Annotated in this window: 20 protein-coding genes and 1 tRNA gene; 10 read left to right on the plus strand and 11 right to left on the minus strand. The window is 37.7% G+C overall.

Annotation, left to right across the window (positions count from 1 at the left end; translation table 11 throughout):
• Nucleotides 1-4 precede the first annotated feature (4 nt).
• A complete protein-coding gene (aspS, locus tag CLV94_RS08330; protein WP_121375937.1) occupies nucleotides 5-1,750 on the minus strand; it encodes an aspartate--tRNA ligase in 1,746 nt (581 codons plus the stop codon).
• Nucleotides 1,751-2,043: 293 nt separating this feature from the next.
• Here aspS and CLV94_RS08335 point away from each other — a divergent pair, with 293 nt between their 5' ends.
• Nucleotides 2,044-2,391, plus strand: coding sequence for a toxin-antitoxin system YwqK family antitoxin (locus tag CLV94_RS08335; RefSeq protein WP_121375938.1), 348 nt, complete (start codon nucleotides 2,044-2,046; stop codon nucleotides 2,389-2,391).
• A gap of 61 nt (nucleotides 2,392-2,452) precedes the next feature.
• Here CLV94_RS08335 and CLV94_RS08340 read toward each other — a convergent pair whose 3' ends face one another.
• The 5 genes from CLV94_RS08340 to CLV94_RS08360 all read right to left on the minus strand — a co-directional run bounded on the left by CLV94_RS08340 (nucleotide 2,453) and on the right by CLV94_RS08360 (nucleotide 9,473).
• Complete coding sequence (locus CLV94_RS08340; protein WP_121375939.1) at nucleotides 2,453-3,010, minus strand: hypothetical protein; 558 nt, start codon at nucleotides 3,008-3,010, stop codon at nucleotides 2,453-2,455.
• 138 nt (nucleotides 3,011-3,148) lie between these two features.
• Nucleotides 3,149-6,322 carry an efflux RND transporter permease subunit gene (locus tag CLV94_RS08345; protein ID WP_121375940.1) on the minus strand — a complete coding sequence of 1,058 codons (3,174 nt, stop codon included), beginning with the start codon at nucleotides 6,320-6,322 and terminating at the stop codon, nucleotides 3,149-3,151.
• 80 nt (nucleotides 6,323-6,402) lie between these two features.
• A complete protein-coding gene (locus tag CLV94_RS08350) occupies nucleotides 6,403-7,464 on the minus strand; it encodes an efflux RND transporter periplasmic adaptor subunit (protein WP_121375941.1) in 1,062 nt (353 codons plus the stop codon).
• 18 nt (nucleotides 7,465-7,482) lie between these two features.
• Entirely contained in the window at nucleotides 7,483-8,847 is a 1,365-nt protein-coding gene (locus tag CLV94_RS08355) for a TolC family protein (RefSeq protein WP_121375942.1), read from the minus strand.
• A 29-nt stretch (nucleotides 8,848-8,876) separates the two neighbouring features.
• Nucleotides 8,877-9,473: a TetR/AcrR family transcriptional regulator gene (locus CLV94_RS08360; protein WP_121375943.1), complete on the minus strand. Its 597-nt coding sequence runs from the start codon at nucleotides 9,471-9,473 to the stop codon at nucleotides 8,877-8,879.
• Nucleotides 9,474-9,643: 170 nt separating this feature from the next.
• Here CLV94_RS08360 and CLV94_RS08365 point away from each other — a divergent pair, with 170 nt between their 5' ends.
• Nucleotides 9,644-10,618 carry a polyprenyl synthetase family protein gene (locus tag CLV94_RS08365; RefSeq protein ID WP_121375944.1) on the plus strand — a complete coding sequence of 325 codons (975 nt, stop codon included), beginning with the start codon at nucleotides 9,644-9,646 and terminating at the stop codon, nucleotides 10,616-10,618.
• A 61-nt stretch (nucleotides 10,619-10,679) separates the two neighbouring features.
• A complete protein-coding gene (locus tag CLV94_RS08370) occupies nucleotides 10,680-11,036 on the plus strand; it encodes a hypothetical protein (protein ID WP_121375945.1) in 357 nt (118 codons plus the stop codon).
• A 413-nt stretch (nucleotides 11,037-11,449) separates the two neighbouring features.
• Here CLV94_RS08370 and CLV94_RS08375 read toward each other — a convergent pair whose 3' ends face one another.
• Nucleotides 11,450-12,679: a cation:dicarboxylate symporter family transporter gene (locus tag CLV94_RS08375; protein ID WP_121375946.1), complete on the minus strand. Its 1,230-nt coding sequence runs from the start codon at nucleotides 12,677-12,679 to the stop codon at nucleotides 11,450-11,452.
• A gap of 175 nt (nucleotides 12,680-12,854) precedes the next feature.
• Entirely contained in the window at nucleotides 12,855-13,388 is a 534-nt protein-coding gene (locus CLV94_RS08380; protein WP_121375947.1) for a hypothetical protein, read from the minus strand.
• A gap of 114 nt (nucleotides 13,389-13,502) precedes the next feature.
• Between CLV94_RS08380 and CLV94_RS08385 the strand changes: the two genes are divergently transcribed.
• Nucleotides 13,503-16,286: a 2-oxoglutarate dehydrogenase E1 component gene (locus CLV94_RS08385; RefSeq protein ID WP_121375948.1), complete on the plus strand. Its 2,784-nt coding sequence runs from the start codon at nucleotides 13,503-13,505 to the stop codon at nucleotides 16,284-16,286.
• 88 nt (nucleotides 16,287-16,374) lie between these two features.
• Complete coding sequence (gene odhB / locus CLV94_RS08390; protein WP_121375949.1) at nucleotides 16,375-17,616, plus strand: 2-oxoglutarate dehydrogenase complex dihydrolipoyllysine-residue succinyltransferase; 1,242 nt, start codon at nucleotides 16,375-16,377, stop codon at nucleotides 17,614-17,616.
• 68 nt (nucleotides 17,617-17,684) lie between these two features.
• Here the strand turns inward: odhB and CLV94_RS08395 are convergent, their stop codons facing one another.
• On the minus strand, nucleotides 17,685-18,125 hold the full coding sequence (locus CLV94_RS08395) for a retropepsin-like aspartic protease (RefSeq protein WP_121375950.1): 441 nt from the start codon (nucleotides 18,123-18,125) through the stop codon (nucleotides 17,685-17,687).
• A gap of 146 nt (nucleotides 18,126-18,271) precedes the next feature.
• On the opposite strand from CLV94_RS08395, the gene CLV94_RS08400 reads away from it, so the two are divergent.
• The 5 genes from CLV94_RS08400 to CLV94_RS08420 all read left to right on the plus strand — a co-directional run bounded on the left by CLV94_RS08400 (nucleotide 18,272) and on the right by CLV94_RS08420 (nucleotide 22,298).
• Nucleotides 18,272-19,039 carry a TatD family hydrolase gene (locus CLV94_RS08400; protein WP_121375951.1) on the plus strand — a complete coding sequence of 256 codons (768 nt, stop codon included), beginning with the start codon at nucleotides 18,272-18,274 and terminating at the stop codon, nucleotides 19,037-19,039.
• A gap of 66 nt (nucleotides 19,040-19,105) precedes the next feature.
• Nucleotides 19,106-20,242, plus strand: coding sequence for a 1-acyl-sn-glycerol-3-phosphate acyltransferase (locus tag CLV94_RS08405; protein ID WP_121375952.1), 1,137 nt, complete (start codon nucleotides 19,106-19,108; stop codon nucleotides 20,240-20,242).
• Nucleotides 20,232-21,260, plus strand: a complete 1,029-nt coding sequence (locus CLV94_RS08410; RefSeq protein WP_121375953.1) for an asparaginase — start codon at nucleotides 20,232-20,234, stop codon at nucleotides 21,258-21,260. Before CLV94_RS08405 ends, CLV94_RS08410 begins: the two co-directional genes overlap by 11 nt.
• 63 nt (nucleotides 21,261-21,323) lie before the next feature.
• A tRNA-Ser gene (locus tag CLV94_RS08415) sits at nucleotides 21,324-21,410 on the plus strand.
• A gap of 63 nt (nucleotides 21,411-21,473) precedes the next feature.
• Nucleotides 21,474-22,298, plus strand: coding sequence for a porin family protein (locus tag CLV94_RS08420; protein ID WP_121375954.1), 825 nt, complete (start codon nucleotides 21,474-21,476; stop codon nucleotides 22,296-22,298).
• On the opposite strand, the gene CLV94_RS08425 is transcribed toward CLV94_RS08420, so the two are convergent.
• Together CLV94_RS08425 and rpoN are read right to left on the minus strand one after the other, a co-directional pair.
• The gene (locus CLV94_RS08425) at nucleotides 22,293-22,898 is read right to left on the minus strand and encodes a hypothetical protein (protein ID WP_121375955.1); all 606 of its coding nucleotides are present in this window, start codon (nucleotides 22,896-22,898) and stop codon (nucleotides 22,293-22,295) included. The genes CLV94_RS08420 and CLV94_RS08425 overlap by 6 nt on opposite strands.
• A gap of 3 nt (nucleotides 22,899-22,901) precedes the next feature.
• Nucleotides 22,902-24,368, minus strand: a complete 1,467-nt coding sequence (gene rpoN, locus CLV94_RS08430) for an RNA polymerase factor sigma-54 (protein WP_121375956.1) — start codon at nucleotides 24,366-24,368, stop codon at nucleotides 22,902-22,904.
• Between the last annotated feature and the right edge of the window lie 62 nt (nucleotides 24,369-24,430).

Below are 24,430 nucleotides of genomic sequence, written 5' to 3' on the forward strand. Positions count from 1 at the left end.
TGTATTATTTAAGTCGGATATGGAGTTCTTCTAATTGCTTGTCATCGATTACAGATGGCGCGTCAATCATAACGTCTCGTCCTGAGTTGTTTTTCGGGAAAGCGATAAAATCACGAATAGTTTCTTGCCCTCCTAAGATGGCTACCAGTCGATCCAACCCGAAAGCCAGTCCTCCGTGTGGTGGTGCTCCAAATTGGAAAGCATCCATCAAGAATCCGAATTGTGCTTTGGCTTCTTCTTCAGTAAACCCTAGATATTTGAACATCAATTGTTGTGTCGCTTTATCATGGATACGAATAGAACCGCCTCCAATTTCATTACCGTTCAATACCATATCATAAGCATTCGCTCTTACTTTGCCTGGTTCGGTTTCCAGCAAGGCAATATCTTCTGGCTTAGGCGAGGTAAACGGATGGTGCATTGCGTGGTATCTGCCGCTTTCTTCATCAAATTCCAATAAAGGAAAATCGACTACCCATAATGGAGCAAAAACTTCTGGATTTCTCAATCCCAGACGTGTAGCCATTTCCATTCTCAAGGCGCTCAGTTGCGTTCTTGTTTTATGTGCAGGGCCTGAGAGAACCAAGATCAAGTCGCCAGGTTTTGCGCCTGTAACTTTTGCCCAATTCAACAAATCTTCTTGGTCGTAAAATTTATCTACAGATGATTTGATCGTTCCATCCAATTCGTATTTGGCATACACCATTCCTGATGCGCCTATTTGCGGACGTTTTACCCAATCAATTAAATTGTCTATTTCTTTTCTAGTGTACGAAGCACAGCCTGGAGCTGCAATTCCTACGACAAGTTCGGCAGTATTAAAAACCGAAAATTCTTTATGTTGCGCTACTTCATTCAACTCACCGAACTCCATTCCGAAACGGATGTCTGGTTTATCGTTTCCGTAGGTCTTCATCGCATAATCATACGTGATTCTTGGGAATTTATCTACTTCGATTCCTTTGATTTCTTTTAGCAAATGTCTTGTCAGTCCTTCAAAAACGTTCAAGATATCTTCCTGCTCTACAAAAGCCATCTCGCAGTCGATCTGCGTAAACTCAGGCTGTCTGTCGGCTCTTAAGTCTTCATCACGGAAACATTTCACGATTTGGAAGTACTTATCCATGCCGCCTACCATTAGCAATTGCTTGAATGTCTGCGGCGATTGCGGCAACGCATAGAATTGGCCTTCGTTCATCCTTGACGGAACAACGAAATCTCTTGCTCCTTCTGGTGTTGATTTAATCAAGTAAGGAGTTTCGACTTCGCAGAAATCCAAATCAGAAAGGTATTTTCTCACTTCCATCGTCACTTTATGACGGAAAAGTAAGCTGTTTTTTACGGGATTTCTTCTGATATCCAAGTAACGGTATTTCATTCGGATGTCTTCACCGCCGTCTGTTTCGTCTTCAATCGTAAACGGAGGCGTCAGTGCAGCATTTAAGATAGTCAGTTCTGAAACTAAAATTTCAATATCGCCTGTCGCCATATTTTTATTTTTGGATTCCCGTTCTATAACGGTTCCTTTTACCTGGATGACGAACTCGCGGCCTAATGTCTTAGCCATTTCAAAAACAGCAGTATCTGTTCTTTCAGAATCAAAAATCAGTTGTGTAATTCCATAACGGTCACGCAGGTCTACCCAAATCATGAAACCTTTATCACGTGATTTTTGAACCCATCCGGCGAGAGTAACTTCTGTAGCAATATGTGAAGCGTTTAATGCGCCACAATTATGACTTCTATACATTATTAAAATTTTAGATGGCAAATTTAGTGATAATTGTCAATTATGAATTATGAATTTTAAATTATAAAGAGGAGATTTTTTATTCTTTTTTAGAATTATTGTTATTTATGACCCGACTTTAATTTTGAATGGTTTTAAAACGACTTTTGTAAATAGCCAATGTTTACTGGGTTTTCAGCAATTCCAATGTTAAGCTTTTGCTTAATGTTACCAAATTGTTAAGTTAAAGTTTTTTTATTGTAAACTAATATTTATATTTGTTAGAGAATTGTAAATAACTAAAAAGACAGATTATGAAAAAGTTTATGATTATGGCAGTTATGCTAGTTTCTGGAGTTGTTTTTGCACAAGATGTAAACCACAAATATGAAGTTGTAGATAATATGGTAAAAGCTACTTATTTTTATGATAATGGGAAGGTGATGCAAGAAGGATTCTATAAAGATGGGAAAGTCCACGGAAAATGGGTTTCTTATGATGTTGAAGGAAACAAAAAATCTCTTGGAGAATATAACAACGGTGCAAAAACCGGGAAATGGTTTTTTTGGACAGATAATAATTTAAGTGAAGTTGATTATTCTGATAGCAGAGTCGCTTTGGTAAAAAACTGGAAGCAAGATGCTCTTGCAAACAGAAATTAAATCTGATTATCTTTCAAAAGAAAAATCCATTAGAACCTTCTAATGGATTTTTTTTTTATTTCTATTTTTTGCTTCTGTCGCTTTTTCTTCCCGAACCGATTTCCTTAAACGAAGAAATAATCTTGTCCATTGGTTCATTAAATTTTTCCTTGCTTCCTTTTAAGGTCCAGATTACGACTTGGTAAAAAGTTTCTTTTCCTTCGATATATGCAATGTCATAAAAAATCGGGAGGTTGTCTATCTCTCCTGTGAAGGAAAATGTTTTGGCTTTCAGTCCATTAATCTGTATGTCTTTTGTCGGAGTAAACTGGGTATCGCTAATAGATTCTTCAAGACTGCTTTTTAAGATTTGATAATATCCGTTGAGGTCGGGAGTAAAGTCGGTTGTTGTATTCGCGACATCATAAAACTCTTGTTTCGGCTCATCGATAACGACCACGTAAAATTCTTTAAAAGCATTTTGATATTGCAGTGAAGCATCATTATGCAGGTCTCTTGCTTTTGAAAGAAAGGAAGGGAGTTCCAAAGAAAACTTATTCTTAACAGTCACGGTTTCTACTTTATTTGAATCACAAGAAAGCAAAAAAGCAAAAAGGCAGAGTACGATTATCTTCTTCATAAGATTGAATTTTACTGCAATATAAAAAATACGTTCAAGATAGGGCAGAAAGATTTTCCAATAAAGCAAAAAAAATCCCGACTGATAGATTCAATCGGGAAATTTTCCAAGGGTCAACTTGTTTTTTGAGACAATTTTTTAAGAGTGCTTTGCGGTAAAGCCATCGTCGCTCAATTCTTTGTGCTCATAATCAGCAATCATTAATTCTTCATATTTTGTAACTTCTTTGCCTTTGTTGAAGCGGGCAATTAAGCTGTCAAAAATAGCATACACCACAGGAACGATAATCAAGGTCAGGAATAACGAACTGATCAATCCTCCGATAATTACCCAAGCCAAACCATTGTTCATTTCGGCAGCAGCTCCTGAAGCTAGGGCAATAGGTACCATCCCGAAAACCATCGCAATGGTTGTCATCAAGATTGGACGAAGCCTAGCATGGTTCGCTTGAATCAACGCCATATAAGTCGTTTCACCTTCGGCTTTCCTGTGATTCGCGAAATCCACCAGAAGGATCGCATTTTTACATACCAGACCAATAAGCATGATAACCCCCAAAATTGTAAAGATGTTCAGTGAGTTATTCGTCAATGCCAAGGCTAATAATGCCCCGATGAACGATAGCGGTATCGAGAACAATACCACGAACGGATATATAAAACTGTTATACAATGCTACCATTACTAAGTAAACCAAGATAATAGCGGCCAATAAGGCGATTCCTAATGTACCAAAACCTTCTTCTTGGTTTTCCATATCTCCACCCCAAACATAGCCTACACCAGTTGGTTTTTTTAGTTGTGAAAACTGAGCTTCCCATTCTGCCGCAACGTCCCCAGAAGGTCTACCGATGGTTTGTGCTTTAATAGAAACAGAAGTCGCTTTGTCACGACGTTCCAATAAACTTGGACCAGAACTTTCTTTTACGCTTGCAAATTGCGAAAGTTTGATTTGCTGTCCGGCATCATTGATGAATACCAAGTCGCTTACGTTGTTGATATTAGAACGGTCGTATTCGTTGAAACGCACGTTAATATCATATTCATATTCTCCTGCACGGAATTTGGCGTCTGTATTTCCGTTGAAGGCTGTCTGCATCGTCATTCCGACAGTTTGCAAGGTCAAGCCAAGTGCGGCCATCTTGTCTCTGTCTACCTGAACGGCAATTTCTGGACTTCCTTCTTCTACAGATAATTTGATTTCTGTCGCACCTTTGATTTTCATCAACTGTGCTTCCGCTTTTTTAGCAAACGCTGTTGCGCTTTCTAAGTCAGGACCTGTAACGGTCAAGAAGATTGGTGCTTCATCGGCACCACCCATGATACTTACTGGAACGGTCTTGATTTTAGCGCCTACCAGGATCTTTTCTAATTCTCGTTTCATTTTGGCTGCATAGATGTACGTTCCGTCTTCGCGAAGCGATTTGTCAATCAACTTCACGTCAATTTCAGCTTTGTAGACGGTAGCCTGTGTTGATCCAAAACCTTCGCTGGTTTGTCCAACAGTTGTTACGATTTCTTCGATTTCTTTTTTGTCTCGAAGGTATTTCTCTGCTTTTTGGGCTATAAAATTCGATTGCTCGATAGAAGCATCTTTCGGCAATTCGATTTGTACCAAGAACTGTCCACGGTCAATTTTCGGGAAAAATTCTCCTCCAATAAACCCAGCACCTACTAATGCAATTGAGCTAAAGAATAATACGACAACAATTAAAAGTGTTGATTTTTTATATTTCAAAGACCATTTTAAGATATCGGTTACTTTGTGCGTAAATTTATCAAGTCCTCTTTCAAAGCTCAAGATGATTCTTCCAAACAGATTTTTGTTTGTCACATGTTCTAGTTTTCCATATCGAGAAGAAAGCCAAGGCACAATAGTAAATGACGATAGTAAGGAAAGCAACGTAGCGATAATTACGGTAACACAGAATTGCGTAATAATATTCGCTACCAATCCTGTACTCATCGCAATCGGCAAGAACACGACCACGATAACCAAGGTAATCGCTGTTACTGTAAATCCGATTTCTGCGGTTCCGTCAAAGGCAGCACGAACTTTGTTTTTGCCCATTTCCATGTGACGGTAAATGTTTTCCAATACAACGATTGCATCATCGACCAAGATACCAACCACGAGTGAAAGACCTAACAAACTCATCAAGTTTAGGGTATAACCCATAAGATAGATTCCGATGAAAGTCGCAATCAATGAAGCCGGAATCGAAACCATTACGATGAACGCATTTCGGATACTGTGCAGGAAGAAGAGCATTACGAATGCTACTAAGAATACCGCCAAGAATAAATCGTGGATTACCGAATCGGCCGCAGCCAAAGTAAATTCAGAACTATCGTTCGCAACTTTTAGCTTCAGTCCTTGTGCAGCATAATCTTTTTCGATTTTGGCAATTGCAGCATAGGTTTCTTCACTTACTGTTACGGCATTCGCGTCTGTCTGTTTGATAACTTGCAATACGATTGCATTGTTAGAGTTGACACGGGCAATTTTCTCTACTTCTTTTTGTGAATCCTGAACATCGGCAACATCACCAAGACGAACTTGGATTCCGTTTTTAGAGGAAATTACCAAATTCCTCATTTCTTCAACGTTTTTATATTTTCCGGCAAGACGAACTAGCATCGTAGTTTCTCTGGTCTGGATGTTTCCCGTAGGGAAATCCAAGTTGGAAGATAAAATCATTTGTTGTACTTGAGGAACAGATAATCCGTAACCTTTCAGTTTATTCTGGTCAAGGCTTACTTGAATTTCTCTTTCTTCACCACCGACTAAGTTTACTTGTGCTACACCTTTTACACGCGAAAGAATCGGCTGGATTTTTTTATCCAATAAGTCATAAAAGGCAACCTCGTCCATTTTTGCGGTAGCTCCAATTGTGATTACCGGCAAATCGCTCAAAGAGAATTTGGTCAAAGATGGCGGATCGACATCTTCTGGTAAATCTTTTTCGATAGCGTTGATTTTTCTTTGGGCATCATTAAGAGAGTAATCAGCATCGGCTTCTGGTTCCAAAGTCACCATTACGATAGACAAGCTTTCGATGGATTTCGATTCTACTTTCTTTACGTTTTCCAGAGAAGAAACGGCGTCTTCGATTTTCTTGGTTACCGTATTTTCTACCTCGCCTGGAGAAGCTCCCGGATAGACTGTAGAAATCGTTACCACGTTTATTTCAAACTTTGGGATCAATTCATAGCTCAATTGGCTGTAACTGAAGAGCCCACCGAGCGTTAGAATGATAAACAACACAATCACTAGGGTTGGTCGTTTGATTGATATTTCTGCTATTTTCATTTTTTAAGTTTAAAGTCTTGAAGTTTTAAAGTCTAAAGTCAAAAGCTACTAACGATCGACTATCAACTGTAAACTAAGAACTATTTAATAGGATTTACTTTTGTTCCGTCAGTCAAGTTGATTTGGCCGCTCGTAACAACGATTTCACCATCATTCAAGCCCTCTAAAACTTCTACTTTTTCTCCGAATACTCGTCCTGCAACGATTTTTTTCAATTTCGCAACATTGTCTTGGATTACAAAAACTTGATTGCTGCTGACACTTCCTACAAAAGCATTCCTTGGAATGATTCGCAATGGTTTTTGTTGCGTTGCTTTTGAAGCAAATTCTGCAGTTCCATACATTCCTGCCTTAATTTCATTAGCAGGATTATTTGTGATTTCGATTTCGACAGGAAAGTTCAATGATTCATCTGCTTTTGGAGCGATAAAAGTGATTTTTCCAGAGAATTCTTTATCAGGAAAAACGCTGGCTTTGACTTTTACGACTGAACCTACTTTCAGGTCAGGAATTTGGTTTTCGCTTACGGCAACCTTCAGTTTTAATTTTGAAACATTAACCAATTCAAATAATTCTGTTCCTGGAGCAACTACAGAACCTGGCTCTATGCTTTTCTTGTTTACGATTCCGTTAATAGACGATTTGATAGTCGCATCTCCATACGTAATCTTGGCTTGATCCAATTTTGCTTTTGCATTTACAAGACTCAGTTTTGCTTGATCTAACTGTTGTTGCGTTACACCTCCAGTTTTGTATGCATTTTCATAACGTCTGCTGTCTGTCAAAGCATTTTGATAAGCTGCGTTTGCATTTTGTACATCTATAGAAAGCTGGTCGCCTTTGATGATTGCTAAAGTCTGTCCGATTCTTACGGTACTTCCTTCATCCACCAAAACTTTGATTACTCTTCCAGAGTTTTCTGCTGAGAATTTCAATTCTTGCGACGGAATGAAATTTCCGTTCGCAACAAAATCAGACTTTATAGCTTCTGTTTTTACTGTATCAATTCGTACCGCAACTGCGCTGTTTTTTTCTGAAACGATTGCTGTTTCTGCTTCGTTCTTTTTCTTGTTGTTCATTAACGTGAATCCTATCAGTCCCAGGACTCCTATTCCGATACCTATATATATTAATTTTTTCATTTTTGTATGATTGATTTTTTAATTGATTAATGTTCTTAATTCTCCTTTAGCTTTGATCAGCTGAATTTCTGCTAATTTGTAATCCAATAGGGCAGAAGTGTAATTGTTTTGTGCTTCAACAAGTGAGTTTTCCGCATCCAGCAAATCAGTTAATGAGGCCAATCCGTTGTAATAATTGTTTTTAGTATCGCTCAACACTTCTTGAGCCAGCCTAACATTCTCTTTTTGATCATTGATCGTAATGATGCTATTGTTGATTTGTGTTTTAGAATTTTCGAAGTCCAAATCAAGAGAAAGTTTCTTTTCTATCATATCTTCTTTCAGTTGTCGTATTTCAACATCTGCCTGACGAACTTTTGCTCTTGTTCCAAAACCGGTGAAGATTGGGACTTTCAGATTCAATCCGATAGTTGAATAATCGGACCAGTACACTTGATCTCTAGATTTCGCAAACAATGGCATTTCAGGACCTTGTCCGATATAATTATAGCTTCCAACTAAAGATAATTTCGGGTAATATTCGGCGATAACAGATTTCTTTTGGTAATCCAAAAGCTCTTCTTGTTTTTTCAGCAAAAGATAATCGGTTCTTTGTGTCGCATCTGGAGTTTCTGAAATTGCTTGCGGACTTACTGCAAATTCTGTTTGAGGAATGTAGATTGAAGTCTGAATTGGCATTCCCATATAGAATTTCAAAGAATTTTCCTGTAGTTGTACCTCGTTAATTAATTGCTGACGTTGTGTATTGATGTTATACAATTTTACGGTGATACGGTCCAAATCGATTTTTTTAGCCAAACCATTGTCGAATTGACCTTTGATGACATCCTTAACTTTAGAAGTATTCACATAATTGCTATCGACTACGGCAAGCTTTTGTCTTTTGACGAAAACCTGATAATAATTGTTAGCCACTCTTTCAATAACCTGCTCTTCGGTAAGTTGTTGATTGATTTGGTAGAATTCTCTTGTTGATCTGGCCGCTTTTAAACCTGTAAAAACAGCTTGGTCAAAAATATTTTGTGTCAAAGTAACACCTCCAGTAGCGCTCCATTTTTGTCCCAAAGGCGCTAAGACTGTAGTTCCTGGAGATCCAAAGAAGTCACCAGGTAGTGCATTCAGCTGTAAAATAGGATTGTGAGTTAGATTTCCATCAGCGCTGATTTGTGGCAATGCTCTGGAGCGAACTTCTTGAATCTGATATTCGCTGTTTTCTACTTGGAGCTTGGCTTTTTTAGCGTCTGCTTTATTTTCCAAGGCATATTGAATAGCATCTTTCAGTGTAAGCGTCTTGGTTTGTGCCAAAGCGCTTTGTGAAAAAATGAATCCAATCAGTAGGATTGCGAGTCCCTTGACTTTCGCAAGGCTATAAATACTCTTCATTTGATATAATTATTTATTATTGATTGATTTTATTTTCCAAATAAGGTGTTCATGATGATTTCTTTCCTGTCGTCCAGAATCTTTTCATATTCTGCGTCTGTCAGGCGCATGGTTCTCTGAAAGAGCGGACGCATAGAAATAGGGAAGGAGATAAGCGAAACCATATTGATTATAAATTGTATCGGCTCCATTTTTTCGATAGTTCCTTTGCTCATCTCGATGTTTAATTCTTCATAAAATTTTTTGAGCATTCGTTCCATTCCTTCTTCATCTTTAAAATAGCAACCTTGGTTGAATTGGGTTACCAAATAGATTTCCATGTAAGGATATTCTTTCGCCATGACAAAAGAATCGTCTATAAACTCTTCAATTTTCGCTTTAAAAGGCAGTTCAGAGAAAATAATTGATTCGGTTCTTTGCTGCTCTTTATCTTGGGCATCGCTAAAAACAATTTCAAATAATTTGTCTCTAGAGCGGAAATAATAATTTATCAATGTCCTGTTAACTCCCGCCGCATCAGCAATCTCTTGAGTCGTTGCATTAAATTTACCTTCTCCAAAGAATAATCTCTTGGCGGTATTTTTAATCAATTCCTCAGTTGCTTCATCTTTATTTTTGATATACATAGTGTTTAACATTTTTGTTAAACAAAATTATTAAATAATTTATTTTGACAAATTTGTCAAATGTATCTTAACATTAATTTAACAAATAACGTTTTAGAAGGAGATGAAAAATTTTAAAAAAGGAAAGTTTCTGTTGGTAAGAATACTGTAAATTAGCCAAAATTATTTTTATGCATTCCATTAGCGAATACCAACAAAGTTTTCTGAACTATTTAGAAAGCCAGACGATTATTAAAGAACCCAAATCACTTTACGAACCTATTCATTATATTTTATCGCTTGGAGGAAAAAGAATCCGTCCAGTACTGACATTAATGACGACTGAAATTTTTAACCAAGAGTATAAAAAAGCCTTGCCGGCTGCCTTGGCGGTTGAAGTCTTTCATAACTTTTCGCTTGTGCATGACGACATAATGGATGATGCGCCATTGCGTAGAGGAAAGGAAACGGTACATGAAAAGTGGAATATTAACACGGGAATACTTTCTGGCGATGCGATGTTGATTTTAGCCTATCAGTATTTTGAAAAATACGAACCAGTGATTTTCCAGTCGTTGGCAAAATTGTTCAGCAAAACGGCTCTTGAAGTTTGCGAAGGCCAGCAATGGGATGTGGATTTTGAAAACCGCGACGATGTGGCCATTTCAGAATACTTGAAAATGATCGAATATAAGACAGCGGTGCTGGTTGCTGCGGCAATGAAAATGGGGGCGATAATTGCGGAAACTTCTGCCGAAAATTGCGACGCGATTTATGATTTCGGACTAAACCTTGGAATTGCTTTCCAGCTTCAAGATGATTATTTAGATGCTTTTGGAGATCCTGAAACTTTCGGAAAACAGGTCGGTGGCGATATTATAGAAAATAAAAAGACCTATCTTTATTTGAAAGCGCTTGAGTTTTCAACATCGGACGAAAAAGAGCAATTGCTCCATTTGTATTCTATCCAGCCTACAGATAATTCGGAAAAAATAAATTCTGTAAAAGATATCTTTACTGCTACAGGCGCTTCAAAAGCAACTCAGGAAGCGATTAAGGAATATACTTTTAAAGCTTTTGAGACCTTAGAAAAACTGCACATTGAAGACGATAAAAAAGCAATATTAAAAGCTTTTGGTGAGAATTTGATGGGAAGGAAAGTATAAAGTAATAACTATCTAACAACCCTGACAGGGTTTCAAACCCTGTCAGGGTCAAAAGAACACTATGAATTTTATCGCGCCAATAAATACAGACAATTTACTTTCTGAAGCAGAAAAAGAAAATCTATACTTGAAACTGCTAGAGCAGATCAATAAGGATTTTAATTTTGCAAACGAACCGATCGATTTTCCATTAAGCACAAAGCCCGTGGAATTAAAAATCCAGCTGCATGAAAAAATCTACCGCTTGATTCAGCACAAGTTTGCCGAATATTTAAACCTGCTTTATATTATTGATGTGCCCGAAGCAGAAGTCAAAAAACTGGACGGTTCTGATTTGGTCGAACTTTCTGAACAAGTCGCTTTTTTGATTTTAAAAAGAGAATGGCAAAAAGTTTGGTTTCGTAATAAGTTTTCATAGGGCAACTGTTTAATTAGAACAGACGAATGTTCAAGTTGAAATTGCTAATGTTGAGGTTTTAATCACGTATGCTTAAGTTGTATAGGCGTATGTTCGAGTTGGAATAGCTAATGTTTAAGTTGAACAGGCTCATGTTCTAGTTGGGATCTCTCTTGTTAGGTTGAATAAGGCTAATGTTCAAGTTGGAATAGCTAATGCTTAAGTTGAATAGGCTTTTGTTCAAGTTAAAATCTCTCTTGTTAAGTTGGACAGGGGTAATGTTCGAGTTGAAGCAGCCCATGTTTAAGTTAAAATTACTCATGTTTAAGTTGAAATTGCTAATGTTGAGGTTTTAATCACTTATGCTTAAGTTGAAATTGCTCTTGTTTAACTTGAATAGGTAGATTCTCTACAATTATGATCTTAAAATGCTGCTACGGCTCTAAAGTGTCTTCTTTTATCGCCACAAATTCTTTTTCGCTTTTAGAAATCACGATAGTAGCCACCCCATTTCCAATAAAATTAGTAATAGCTCTGGCTTCACTCATGAATTTATCTACACCCAATAGAAAAGCCAATCCTTCTAGCGGAATTTTGTGTATGGCTGTTAATGTTGAAGCCAAGACAATAAAACCGCTCCCAGTAACTCCTGCAGCACCTTTTGAAGTAATCATTAATAGGCCAATTACAGTCAGAATCTCTCCAAAAGTTAAATGGACATTATACAACTGTGCCAAAAAGATTATCGCCATAGAAAGATAGATGGAGGTTCCGTCAAGATTAAACGAATATCCTGTTGGAACGACTAATCCTACCACGGATTTGCTGCATCCCATGTTCTCTAGCTTTTTCATCAAGTTTGGTAATGCGGCTTCTGATGAAGAAGTTCCTAATACGATCAGCAATTCTGCCTTGATGTATTTTATAAACGACCAGATGCTGACCTTGAAATATCTCAAGATGCTTCCTAAGATGAGGAAAATAAAAATAAACATGGTGACATACACCGTAAGCATCAGTTTTCCTAATGGCATTAAAGTATTAAGTCCAAATTTTCCAACGGTGTAGGCCATTCCTCCAAAAGCGCCCAGCGGTGCCAGATACATGACAAATTTTAATGCCTTGAAAACGATATTCGAGCATTTGTAAAGCACGGCTACTACTTCTTCTCTTTTAGAATAATAGTTGAGCAGGATTCCCACAATTATCGCTACCAACAAAACTTGAAGCGTAAGGTTTTCCATGAAAAAATGAAGCCAGTTGAATTCCTTTTGCGGCGCATTTGTATATTGGCTTGCATCTTGAATATTGAGTCCTGTTTTGTCAATTTTTCCTGGCTGTATCAGGTAGGCAACGATAACACCAATGGCAAGCGCAAAAGTGGTGACGATCTCAAAATAGACCAAGGATTTTATTCCGATACGTCCCACTTTTTTCAAATCTCCCATCCCGCTGATGCCCAAGACTATCGTCAAGAAAATAATTGGCGCTATAAAAACTTTGATAATGCTGATGAACGTATCGCCAACAATCTTCATTTTTACGCCAGTGTCAGGAGCATAGTGGCCAACGAGCACACCAACAACAATGGCGATCAATACCCAAAAAGTAAGATTGGTTATGATTTTAAGGAATAGGCTTTTTTCGTTTAGGGTAGTGTTCATTAGTGTTGTATTAATTTGTATCTGAATTTTTTAGAAAACTACTTGAACCAGCAATTGTGCCGAAAAAGTGTTTCCAGTTGCCGCTTGCAATCAGATGAAAGTGCATGGATTGATACTGACAATTATCTCGGGACTGATAATTACTGTTATGATGTGTTATTGGGAAAGTTATGTTTTAGAAATAAACTCTGACAAACGGCATAAGTGCGTCGTTATACACATTTTTATCACTGTCGTGCAATACGTTATATCGAGCTCCGATTGTGACGTTTTCCATACGATATCCAGCGCCTAGAAATAACGCAGTATTCCAAAAGTTGTCTGAACCGCCACCAAACTCATCATCATATTCTAAATTTACTCTCAACTGTTCCAGTTCCGCAGAAAGCTGGATTTCTGGAATCGGATTTCCTAACAATATCAAGCTAGGACCGTAAATATACGATTCATAAAAATCTTTATCCCTAACGTAGCTTCCCTGCAATCCTAGTCCTGCAGAAAAATAAGGATTGAAGTCATAAAGCGCGCTTGGAGCAACTGTAACATTCGTATATCCAGAGCCAAAACTGAGTCCTAATCCGCCGCCGAAACGTATCCTGCTTTCGAAATCAGCACCTTGATTTTGCTGCGCTACAGCATCAGCAGAAACAGTCAAGAAAATAACTGCTATCAAGGTTTTTGTTATATGGTTTAGATTAAGTATTTTCATGCGCAAATTTTAAGTTAAGTTTAAGACATAAAAGTATGAAATAATTATTAGATTGTTCTAATTGTCGTACTTTTGCAAAAATATTTTTAACAAATTAGGACATTCAATTATATTATGGATAGGTTTTCCTTTTTAAACGCGGCACATACTGAATTTTTTGCTCAATTATACGATCAATATCTTGAAAACCCAGATAGCGTAGAACCAAGCTGGAGAAGTTTTTTCCAAGGTTTTGACTTCGGGATGGAAACATACAATGAAGAATATCAGGCTCCTGCACAGCAGCTAGCGAATTACGCAACATCAAACAATGTTGACGTAAGCCAGATTTCTGAAAAATTACAAAAAGAATTTAATGTTTTAAAGCTGATCGATGCTTACAGAACGCGCGGTCACTTATTCACTAAGACCAATCCGGTTCGTGAAAGAAGAATTTTTAGTCCAAATTTAGAACTTGAAAACTTCGGACTTTCAAAAGCAGATTTGACTACCGTTTTTGATGCGGCAAAAGCAATCAAGATTGCGCCTTGCAGTTTGCAAGAAATTATTGGCCATTTGGATAATATTTACTGCCAGCATATCGGTGTGGAATATATGTATATCCGTAAACCAGAAGTAATCCAATGGATTCAGGATAAGATCGGTTATAACGATAATCATCCTAGATTTTCTGCTGACGAAAAGAAAAACATCTTAAATAAATTAAACGAGGCGGTTTCTTTCGAAAACTTTCTTCATACAAAATATGTTGGACAAAAACGTTTCTCTCTTGAAGGCGGTGAAACTTTAATCCCGGCTTTAGATGCCTTGATTGAGGCTGCTGCTGAAAAAGGTGTAGAGCAGTTTGTCATGGGAATGGCTCACCGTGGTCGTTTGAACGTTTTGGCAAACATTTTCGGAAAAAATACCCAAGACATCTTCTCTGAATTTGACGGAAAAGATTATGATGATGATGCGCTTTTTGATGGTGACGTAAAATACCACTTAGGCTTGACGGCTGACAAAAAGACAAAATCAGGAAAAAATATAAACATCAATTTAGCGCCAAATCCATCGCACTTGGAAACGGTTGGTGCCGTGATTGAAGGAATCACAAGAGCAAAACAGGACCGTCATTTCCCAGACGATTTCTCAAAAGTATTGCCAATCGCACTTCATGGTGACGCGGCAATTGCTGGACAAGGAATTGTGTATGAAATCGTTCAGATGGCACAATTGGATGGTTATAAAACAGGAGGAACAATCCATTTGGTAATTAACAACCAAGTTGGATTTACGACGAATTATCTAGATGCTCGTTCTTCTACCTATTGTACCGATGTTGCAAAAGTGACGCTTTCTCCGGTTTTGCACGTAAATGCGGATGATGCAGAAGCAGTTGTTCATGCTATGCTTTTTGCATTAGACTACAGAATGCAATTCGGAAGCGATGTTTTCATCGACTTGTTAGGATATAGAAAATACGGCCACAACGAAGGTGATGAGCCTCGTTTCACACAGCCTAAATTATATAAGATTATTGCAAAACACGAAAATCCGAGAGACATCTATGCTGCTAAATTAATTGCAGAAGGTGTTATTGACGATACGTATGTTGGCAAATTAGAAAAAGAATACAAAGCCGTTTTAGATGAAAATCTTGAAGCGTCTCGTAAAAAAGACTTGACAATCATCACGCCATTCATGCAAAACGAATGGGGAGGATATGTTCAGGCAGATGAAACAGAAATGCTTCAAAAAGTAAATACGACTTTCTCAAAAGAGATACTTACAGAAATTGCTCAGACCATCACGACATTGCCAAGCGACAAGAAGTTTATCAGCAAAATCCAAAAGCTGATCAACGACAGAAAAGTAATGTTTGAAACAGACAAACTAGATTGGGCTATGGCCGAATTGCTAGCGTATGGTTCTTTGATGACAGAAGGTTATGATGTTCGTATTTCAGGACAAGACGTTGAAAGAGGAACTTTCTCTCACCGTCATGCAGTCGTGAAAGTAGAAGATTCTGAAGAAGAAGTAATCCTTTTACAGCAGTTGAAAAACCAAAAAGGGAAATTCAACATCTTCAATTCATTGTTGTCTGAATATGGCGTTGTTGGTTTTGATTACGGATACGCTTTGGCGAGCCCAAAAACATTGACCATCTGGGAAGCACAATTTGGAGATTTCTCTAACGGTGCCCAAATCATGATTGACCAATATATTTCTGCAGCAGAAGACAAATGGAACAATCAAAACGGTTTGGTGATGTTATTGCCTCACGGTTATGAAGGCCAAGGAGCAGAACACTCTTCAGCTAGAATGGAACGATATTTACAGCTTTGCGCTAACCATAATATGTTTGTGGCAGACTGTACGACGCCAGCCAACTTCTTCCACTTATTGAGAAGACAGATGAAAACGACGTTCAGAAAACCTTTGATTGTATTTACTCCAAAGAGTTTATTGCGTCATCCGTCAGTAGTTTCTTCAGTAGATGAGTTTGCAAACGGAAGCTTCCAAGAAGTTTTGGACGATCCAAATGTAAATGCAAAAGACGTTAAGACATTGGTATTCTGTACAGGTAAATTCTACTACGATTTAGTGGCAGAAAGAGAAGCTAACGGAAGAAAAGACGTTGCATTCGTGAGAATCGAACAACTTTTCCCATTGCCAGTAGAACAATTAAAAGCGATTATTGAAAAATATCCAAACGCTGATGATTATGTTTGGGCACAAGAAGAACCTAAAAACATGGGAGCTTACAGCTACATGCTGATGAACTTTGATTTAGTGAAATTGAGAGTGGCTTCATTAAAAGCCTACAGTGCGCCTGCAGCAGGAAGCTATGCTCGTTCTAAAAAACGTCATGCAGCTGCGATAGCAATGGTTTTTGATAAAAATCTGTTCAGCTAATAAAGATTTTTAGCGCGAGTCAAGGCTAAAAAACGTAATTTTGAAATAATAAGTAGTATACAATAACACACCATAAAATTATATACAGATGATTTTAGAAATGAAAGTTCCTTCACCAGGGGAATCAATCACCGAAGTTGAAATCGCAACTTGGTTAGTAAAAGACGGAGATTACGTAGAAAAAGATCAAGCGATTGCTGAAGTAGATTCAGACAAAGCAACTTTGGAATTGCCAGCTGAAGCTAGTGGAATTATTACGCTAAAAGCCGAAGAAGGCGATGCTGTAGCAGTTGGTCAAGTAGTTTGCTTAATCGATACAGATGCAGCAAAACCAGAAGGTAGCGCTCCAGCAAAAGAAGAAAAGAAAGAAGAAGCTCCAAAAGCGGAAGCTAAAAAAGAAGAACCTAAAGCAGAAGCTCCAAAAGCGGCTCCGGCAGCTGAAAAGACGTATGCATCAGGAACTCCTTCGCCAGCGGCAAGAAAAATTTTGGATGAAAAAAATATTGAGCCTGCTTCAGTTTCTGGAACTGGAAAAGGAGGAAGAATCACGAAAGATGATGCTGTAAATGCAACACCTTCAATGGGAACTCCAACGGGAGGAAACCGTGGTTCTGAAAGAACAAAATTGTCAATGCTTCGTAGAAAAGTAGCAGAACGTCTTGTTGCTGCTAAAAACGAAACAGCAATGTTGACTACGTTTAACGAAGTGAACATGACACCTATCAATACGATCCGTAACGAATATAAGGATGCGTTCAAAGCAAAACACGGCGGTTTAGGATTAGGCTATATGTCTTTCTTTACAAAAGCAGTGACAAGAGCGTTGCAATTATATCCAGATGTGAACTCTATGATCGACGGACAAGAGAAAATTTCATACGATTTCTGTGATATCTCTGTAGCAGTTTCTGGACCAAAAGGATTGATGGTTCCTGTAGTTAGAAATGCAGAAAACCTGACTTTCCGCGGAATTGAATCTGAAATCAAGAGATTAGCAATCAAAGCACGTGACGGACAGATTACTGTTGACGATATGACTGGTGGAACGTTCACTATTTCTAATGGTGGTGTTTTCGGAAGTATGCTTTCAACACCAATCATCAACCCACCACAATCTGGAATCTTGGGAATGCACAACATTATCGAGCGTCCAATCGCTGTAAATGGTAAAGTAGAAATCCACCCGATGATGTATGTAGCACTTTCTTATGATCACAGAATTATCGACGGACGTGAGTCAGTTGGTTTCTTGGTTGCCGTAAAAGAAGGCTTAGAAAATCCAGCAGAATTATTGATGGACAACAATCCTAAAAAAGCGTTGGAACTATAGTTTCAAGTTTTGTATAAATAAAAAATCCCGTTCAAAAGAGCGGGATTTTTTATTATAACGAATTGCGGTTACTGTTTCAAATAAAAATACTCTCCATGATAATCAATAATTCCTTTGCCTTTCATCAAGATATCAGCTCCGATAATGCCGTGAACAGGCTTTGCTTTATATTGCTCTAAAGCGAGGTTTACATGCGACATATTGAAAATGACTAATGAAAAATCATCTGTTTTCCAACGTCCCAATTGCAACGTGTTGTTAGAAGACATCTGAGTGTCCATTCCAACAGCTCCAGCTCCGGCTGCTTTTGTGAGCGATTCCTCTGCCCTGAGGTTAAAATGCTCAACATCTCCAAAACCTACACAGCTGCTAGAAGCTCCCGTGTCTAGAATGAAACTGCCGCTGATACCATTAACTTTGGCCTTGATGACTAAATGATGCGTCTTCGAAATTTTTAATTTTATTTTTTTATAGCCTTTGCTTTTTAAGGCATCGAAAATTTTGTCCATTTTTAAGATATGAGTAAATCAAAAATAACCATTTATAGCTAAAGAGATTAAAATCAAAACATAATATTTTATTAAGATTTCCTGATTAAGAGGGCTTCTTTCGCATTATATTTTGCAACTCCTTTCATTGTTCCTATTTTTGCAAAATGATTTTAACAGACACACATTCGCACATCTATAGCGAAGAATTCGATCAAGATAGAAAAGAAATGATGCAGCGTGCCTTTGATGCCGGAGTACAAAGAATTTTTGTTCCGTCAATCGATTCCACTTATACACAGAAAATGTACGATTTGGAGCAGCAATATCCTGAAAATGTCTTTTTGATGATGGGATTGCATCCTACGTATGTCAAAGAAAATTATGAGGAAGAACTGGCTTTTGTGGAAGCAGAATTGTCGAAAAGAAAGTTTTATGCTGTTGGCGAAATAGGCATCGATCTTTTTTGGGACAAGACTCGATTGGAAGAGCAAAAAATAGCCTTTAAAAGACAGATTCAATTAGCCAAAAAATACAAGTTGCCGATCAATATTCATTGCCGCGATGCTTTTGACGAAGTTTTTGAAGTTTTGGAATCCGAAAAAAGCGAAGAGCTTTTCGGTATTTTCCATTGCTTTACAGGTGATTATAATCAAGCCTTACAAGCAATTTCATACAATATGAAACTTGGAATTGGCGGTGTTGCAACCTTCAAAAACGGAAAAATCGACCAGTTTTTAAACCAGATCGATATAAAACATATCGTTTTAGAAACAGACTCTCCTTATTTGGCTCCCGTGCCTTATAGAGGCAAGCGTAATGAAAGCAGTTATACGAAACTGGTAGCAGAGAAATTAGCTTTAATTTATGGAATTCCTGTCGAAGAAATTGCGAAAATTACGACAGAAAATGCCAAAGCTGTTTTTGGTATTTAACAAAGAAATCATACCAAATTCATAAAATTTTTGTTCATTTGTAGATTGTTAAAAAAACTAAAGTAAATGTCAAAATTCGATAAAATTCGACCGTTTTATGATAGTGAAGTAAACGAAGCCTTGTGCAAGGTTGCCGATCATCCGATGATGAAAGCCATGATGAGCTTTACGTTTCCTGACGCCGATGAAAAAGATTGGATAGAACAGCTGAAAAGAACGCATTCGATAAGAGATTTCCAATGCAATTTTATTTACCATGCTGTGATGAAGGTTGTCGAAAAAAGTTCGGATGGACTGACTACTTCTGGTTTTGAAAAATTAGAAAAACATACGCCTTACCTTTTTATTTCTAACCATAGAGATATCATTTTGGATACTTCTCTTCTGAACACTTGTCTTTTTGACCACGGATTGGTCATGACCGCTTCGGCAATTGGAGATAATTTGGTTAAAAAATCTTTCCTGCATACGTTATCCAAATTAAACAGAAATTTTTTAGTACAGCGAGGCTTGGCGCCTAGAGAACTGCTTCAAAGCTCAAAACTAATGTCGGAATATATTTGCCAGCTTATTTTGAGAGAAAATCGTTCGGTTTGGATTGCCCAGCGCGAAGGAAGAACAAAAGATGGCAATGACGCTACACATCCGGGTGTTTTAAAAATGCTTTCGATGGGTTCTGAAGAAGAAAATCTGATGGACTATTTCAAAAAATTAAAGATTGTTCCCGTATCGATTTCATATGAATACGATCCGACGGATGCGCTAAAAATGCCGCAACTGATGGCTGAAGCAAATGATGAGGTATATATAAAAGAAAAGAATGAAGATTTCATGACGCTCTTGAGCGGAATTATGGGCCAGAAAAAAAGAATACATATCCATGTCGGAGATGTTTTAGAAGAAGAATTAGATGAAATCGCTTCTAAATTCGATAACTCAAACAAACAAATACAGGCATTAGCACAAGTAATAGATGATTCTATTTTGGCAAGCTATAAGCTTTGGCCGACGAATTACATCGCTTACGATTTAATCAACAATACAGACAAATATTCCCACCTCTATACTGAAAAAGAAAAATCGCTTTTCGAAAGAAGATTAGAAATAAGAATTGACGAAAATAATCCAGTAGAACTGCAAGGATTTTTGGCCATGTATGCCAATCCAGTAGTCAATAAATCAAAATACGAGAATGCTGTCTAAAGCAAAAATACTTTTAATCTACACGGGTGGTACCATCGGTATGATGAAAGATTTTGAGACAGGTGCCTTGAAAGCTTTCAACTTTAGCAAATTACTGCAAAGAATTCCAGAGCTGAAACAATTGGACTGTGAAATAGAAACGATTTCTTTTGACACTCCGATAGATTCTTCGAACATGAATCCCCAAAAATGGATCCAGATTGCATCCATCATTGAAGAAAACTATGCTTCTTTTGACGGATTTGTAGTGCTTCACGGTTCTGATACGATGTCGTATTCGGCTTCGGCACTAAGCTTCATGCTTGAAAATCTTGCCAAACCGGTTGTTTTTACAGGCTCGCAATTGCCGATTGGAGATTTAAGAACTGACGCAAAAGAAAATCTGATCACGGCTATACAAATTGCTTCATTGCAGCACAAGAATAAGCCAGTCATCAATGAAGTCTGCCTTTATTTCGAATATAAATTATACAGAGGAAATCGTACCACAAAAATTAATGCAGAACATTTTAATGCATTTTTGTCGCCAAATTATTCTCCATTAGCAGAATCAGGCGTTCATCTAAAAGTAAATAACGATTTATTGTTGCCAAAATCAGGAAGCAAGAAATTCCAAGTGCATAAGGAATTGGATGATAATGTAGCCGTCGTAAAAATGTTTCCTGGAATCAGCGAAAATGTATTGGCCGCCATCTTTAACATTCCAAACCTAAAAGGAATTGTCTTGGAAACGTATGGCGCTGGAAATGCTCCAACAGACGAATGGTTTATTTCCTTATTAAAAAAAGCCATTAAAAACGGACTGCATGTTATCAATGTGACTCAATGTACGGCCGGAAGTGTTAGTATGGGACACTATGAAACCAGTACATCGCTGAAAAAAATAGGCGTGATTTCTGGGAAAGACATTACAACGGAATCCGCTATCACCAAGCTGATGTATCTTATTGGGCAGAAAGTTTCTCCAAATGTTTTCAAGACTATTTATGAAACGGCTTTGAGAGGTGAATTGACCTAAATTTTTAAGCTATAAATTTTCTTTAGTCGGAATTTTTGCAGTTCTTTGCAACCGCAAATAAATAGAGAGGTGTCCGAGTGGTTGAAGGAGCAAGCCTGGAAAGCTTGTATATGGGTAACTGTATCGTGGGTTCGAATCCCATCCTCTCTGCAAAAAGACAACTTTTTTAGGTTGTCTTTTTTTTATTACTTTTATTAGCATAACTTTCTACTTATGAAAAAGTACTTCAGTATTCTTATATGCATCATTTCTCTACATGCTCTTGCCCAAGATCCTGTGAAGGATAAGCAGATTAAGGAAGCACAAGAGAAGGAAGAGCAAGAACGCATCAAGGAAGTGTTGAGTAATGAAAAAGCGACTGAAACACGCGAGTTAGAAGAAGTAAGAAGAAAAAAAGATTCGGTGCAAAGTACCGTAACTGTTGTCGATTCTTTGTATAGAGAAGACCAGTTTTATATAGGCCTGACGTATGATCTATTGCAGAAAAGGCCAGATGGTGTCAGCCAAAACTCTTTTTCATCCGGATTCCATATCGGTTTTTTAAGAGATATTCCGCTTAACAAGCGACGAAATGTTGCTATCGCAATTGGCTTGGGATATTCTATGAATGATTATAGGCAGAATATCAAGATTACAGAAGTTGACGGAAAACCTTTTTATGAGGTGGTCAATGAAAGTGAAGTGAATTTCGACAAAAATAAATTCTCCTTGCATTATGTAGATATTCCATTTGAATTTAGATGGAGGACCTCGACCATACAAAGCCATCGTTTTTGGAGAGTATATACCGGTTTTAAACTGAGCTATTTGTTGCTAAACAAATCGAAATATGTTGAAGGGAATGAAAAAATCAGGATTTTTGGCAATGACGATTTCAATAAGCTGCAATATGGAGCCTACATTTCTTTTGGCTACAACACATGGAATTTCCATGCCTATTATGGTCTCAATTCGTTATTCAAATCTGATGCAAAAATTGACGGCAAGTCAATTGACATGAATACCGTAAATATCGGACTGATGTTTTATATTCTATAGCCAGAAATAGAGAAGTCCTATCTGCGGTAAAATTCCTGATAAGAAGCCTACAATCAATTCTTTAGTATTATGTGCTTTCATAGATAGCCTTGATGTGGCCACAATTCCTGTAAGCAACAAACAAAAAGCAACGAGATAGATGTGGTTTGTCTGCGTATGAAGGCTAAATCCAATTGCGAAAACCGTCAGCGAACTTATTCCGATCATGTGGATGCTGGCTTTCAAGTTGATAAAAGTAAACAAGAAAGCTAAAATCGTACTCACTAAAGCACCAAAGAAAAAGTAATACAATTCAGGAATCAGTTCAATTCGAATACTTTCCGTAATCAAAATATAAAGCAATATGGCATTTGCCGCTAAAGGAATTTTTCGCTGTGAAATTTCCGAAAGCATAAAAGAATTTGCCCTGCCCAAAGTCATCAAGAAATAAAATATCGAAATCGGAATCAAGATCGTCAAGATAATGACTTGTATTGTCACTAAAAAAAGTTCTTGATACGTATGATATCGGTCTGTCAAGAAAAAATACAGCAGAACCGCATAGACCGAGATAAACATCGGGTGGAAAATATAGGAGAATATAGAAAGGATTTTTTTCACTACCTATATTTTCTTCCTCATTCTCGCCACAGGAATATCAAGCTGCTCTCTATATTTTGCGATTGTCCTTCTAGCAATCGGATAGCCTTTTTCTTTTAATATTTCAGCCAATTGGTCGTCTGGAAGCGGCTTTTGCTTGTCTTCTTCCTCAATTACATTCTGCAATATTTTCTTGATTTCTAGCGTAGAAACGTCTTCGCCTTGGTCATTTTTCATGGCTTCCGAAAAGAATTCCTTGATTAATTTTGTGCCGTAAGGTGTTTCGACATATTTGCTATTTGCTACACGAGAAACCGTTGAAATATCCAAGCCGATCATGTCTGCAATGTCTTTTAAGATCATTGGTTTCAGCTTGGTTTCATCACCATCCAAGAAATATTCTTGTTGGTAGTGCATAATGGCATTCATGGTTACGAACAACGTTTCCTGGCGCTGGCGGATGGCATCAATGAACCATTTGGCAGAATCTAGCTTTTGCTTGATAAACTGTACGGCTTCTTTCTGTTGGTTCGACTTATCACGAGAGGCTTTGTACGTCTGCATCATTTCCTGATAATCTTTAGAAATGTGAAGCTCCGGGGCATTTCGTCCGTTCAAGGTCAGTTCTAATTCACCGTCGACAATTCTGATGGTAAAATCAGGAACGACGTGCTCAATCATTTTATTGTTTCCGGTAAAAGCACCTCCTGGTTTCGGGTTGAGCTTTTCAATTTCGTCAATAGCTTTTTTAAGCTGGTCTTGAGAGATGCCGTATTTCTGTAGCAGCTTATCGTAATGCTTTTTAGTAAAAGCTTCAAAATGATTCTCTATAACATCAATGGCCAAGTCGACAGATTCGGTTGGTGTTTTATGTTTTAGCTGTAGCAAAAGACATTCTTGCAAATCACGTGCGCCGACTCCGGAAGGCTCTAATTCATGGATGATGTGCAGTATTCGTTCTACATTTTTTTCATCCGTGTAAATACCTTGCGTAAATGCCATGTCATCTACAATATCAGGAACGCTTCTTCGGATGTAACCCATATCATCAATGCTTCCGACTAGAAATTCTGCAATTTCACGTTCTTCGTCATTTAAGATAAAAGTATTCAGCTGGTTGATGAGGTCTTGATGAAAACTTACCGGCGCAGCAAAAGGCATGCTTCGATCTTCGTCGTCATCACTATAATTATTTGCCTGAAGTTTATAGTCTGGTGTTTCGTCGTTGCTTAAATATTCGTCGATGTTGATGTCTTCGGCATCGATTCTGTCGTTTTCGAATTCATCGTAATCATCATATTCTTCGGTCTCGAATTCGTCTTTTTCGTATTCATCCTCTTCTTTTCCAGCTTCCAATGCTGGATTTTCGACCATTTCTTCTTTTAATCGTTGTTCAAAAGCTTGCGTAGGCAATTGGATTAGCTTCATCAGCTGGATTTGCTGTGGAGATAATTTCTGTGATAATTTAAGTTGTAAAAACTGCTTGAGCATCTATTGAGTTATTTGGTATTTATAGTTCAAATTTAATCATTTTCAACTAAAAATGGCACACG

This window comes from Flavobacterium endophyticum (assembly GCF_003634455.1).
In the GTDB taxonomy this organism is placed as follows: Bacteria; Bacteroidota; Bacteroidia; order Flavobacteriales; family Flavobacteriaceae; genus Flavobacterium; species Flavobacterium endophyticum.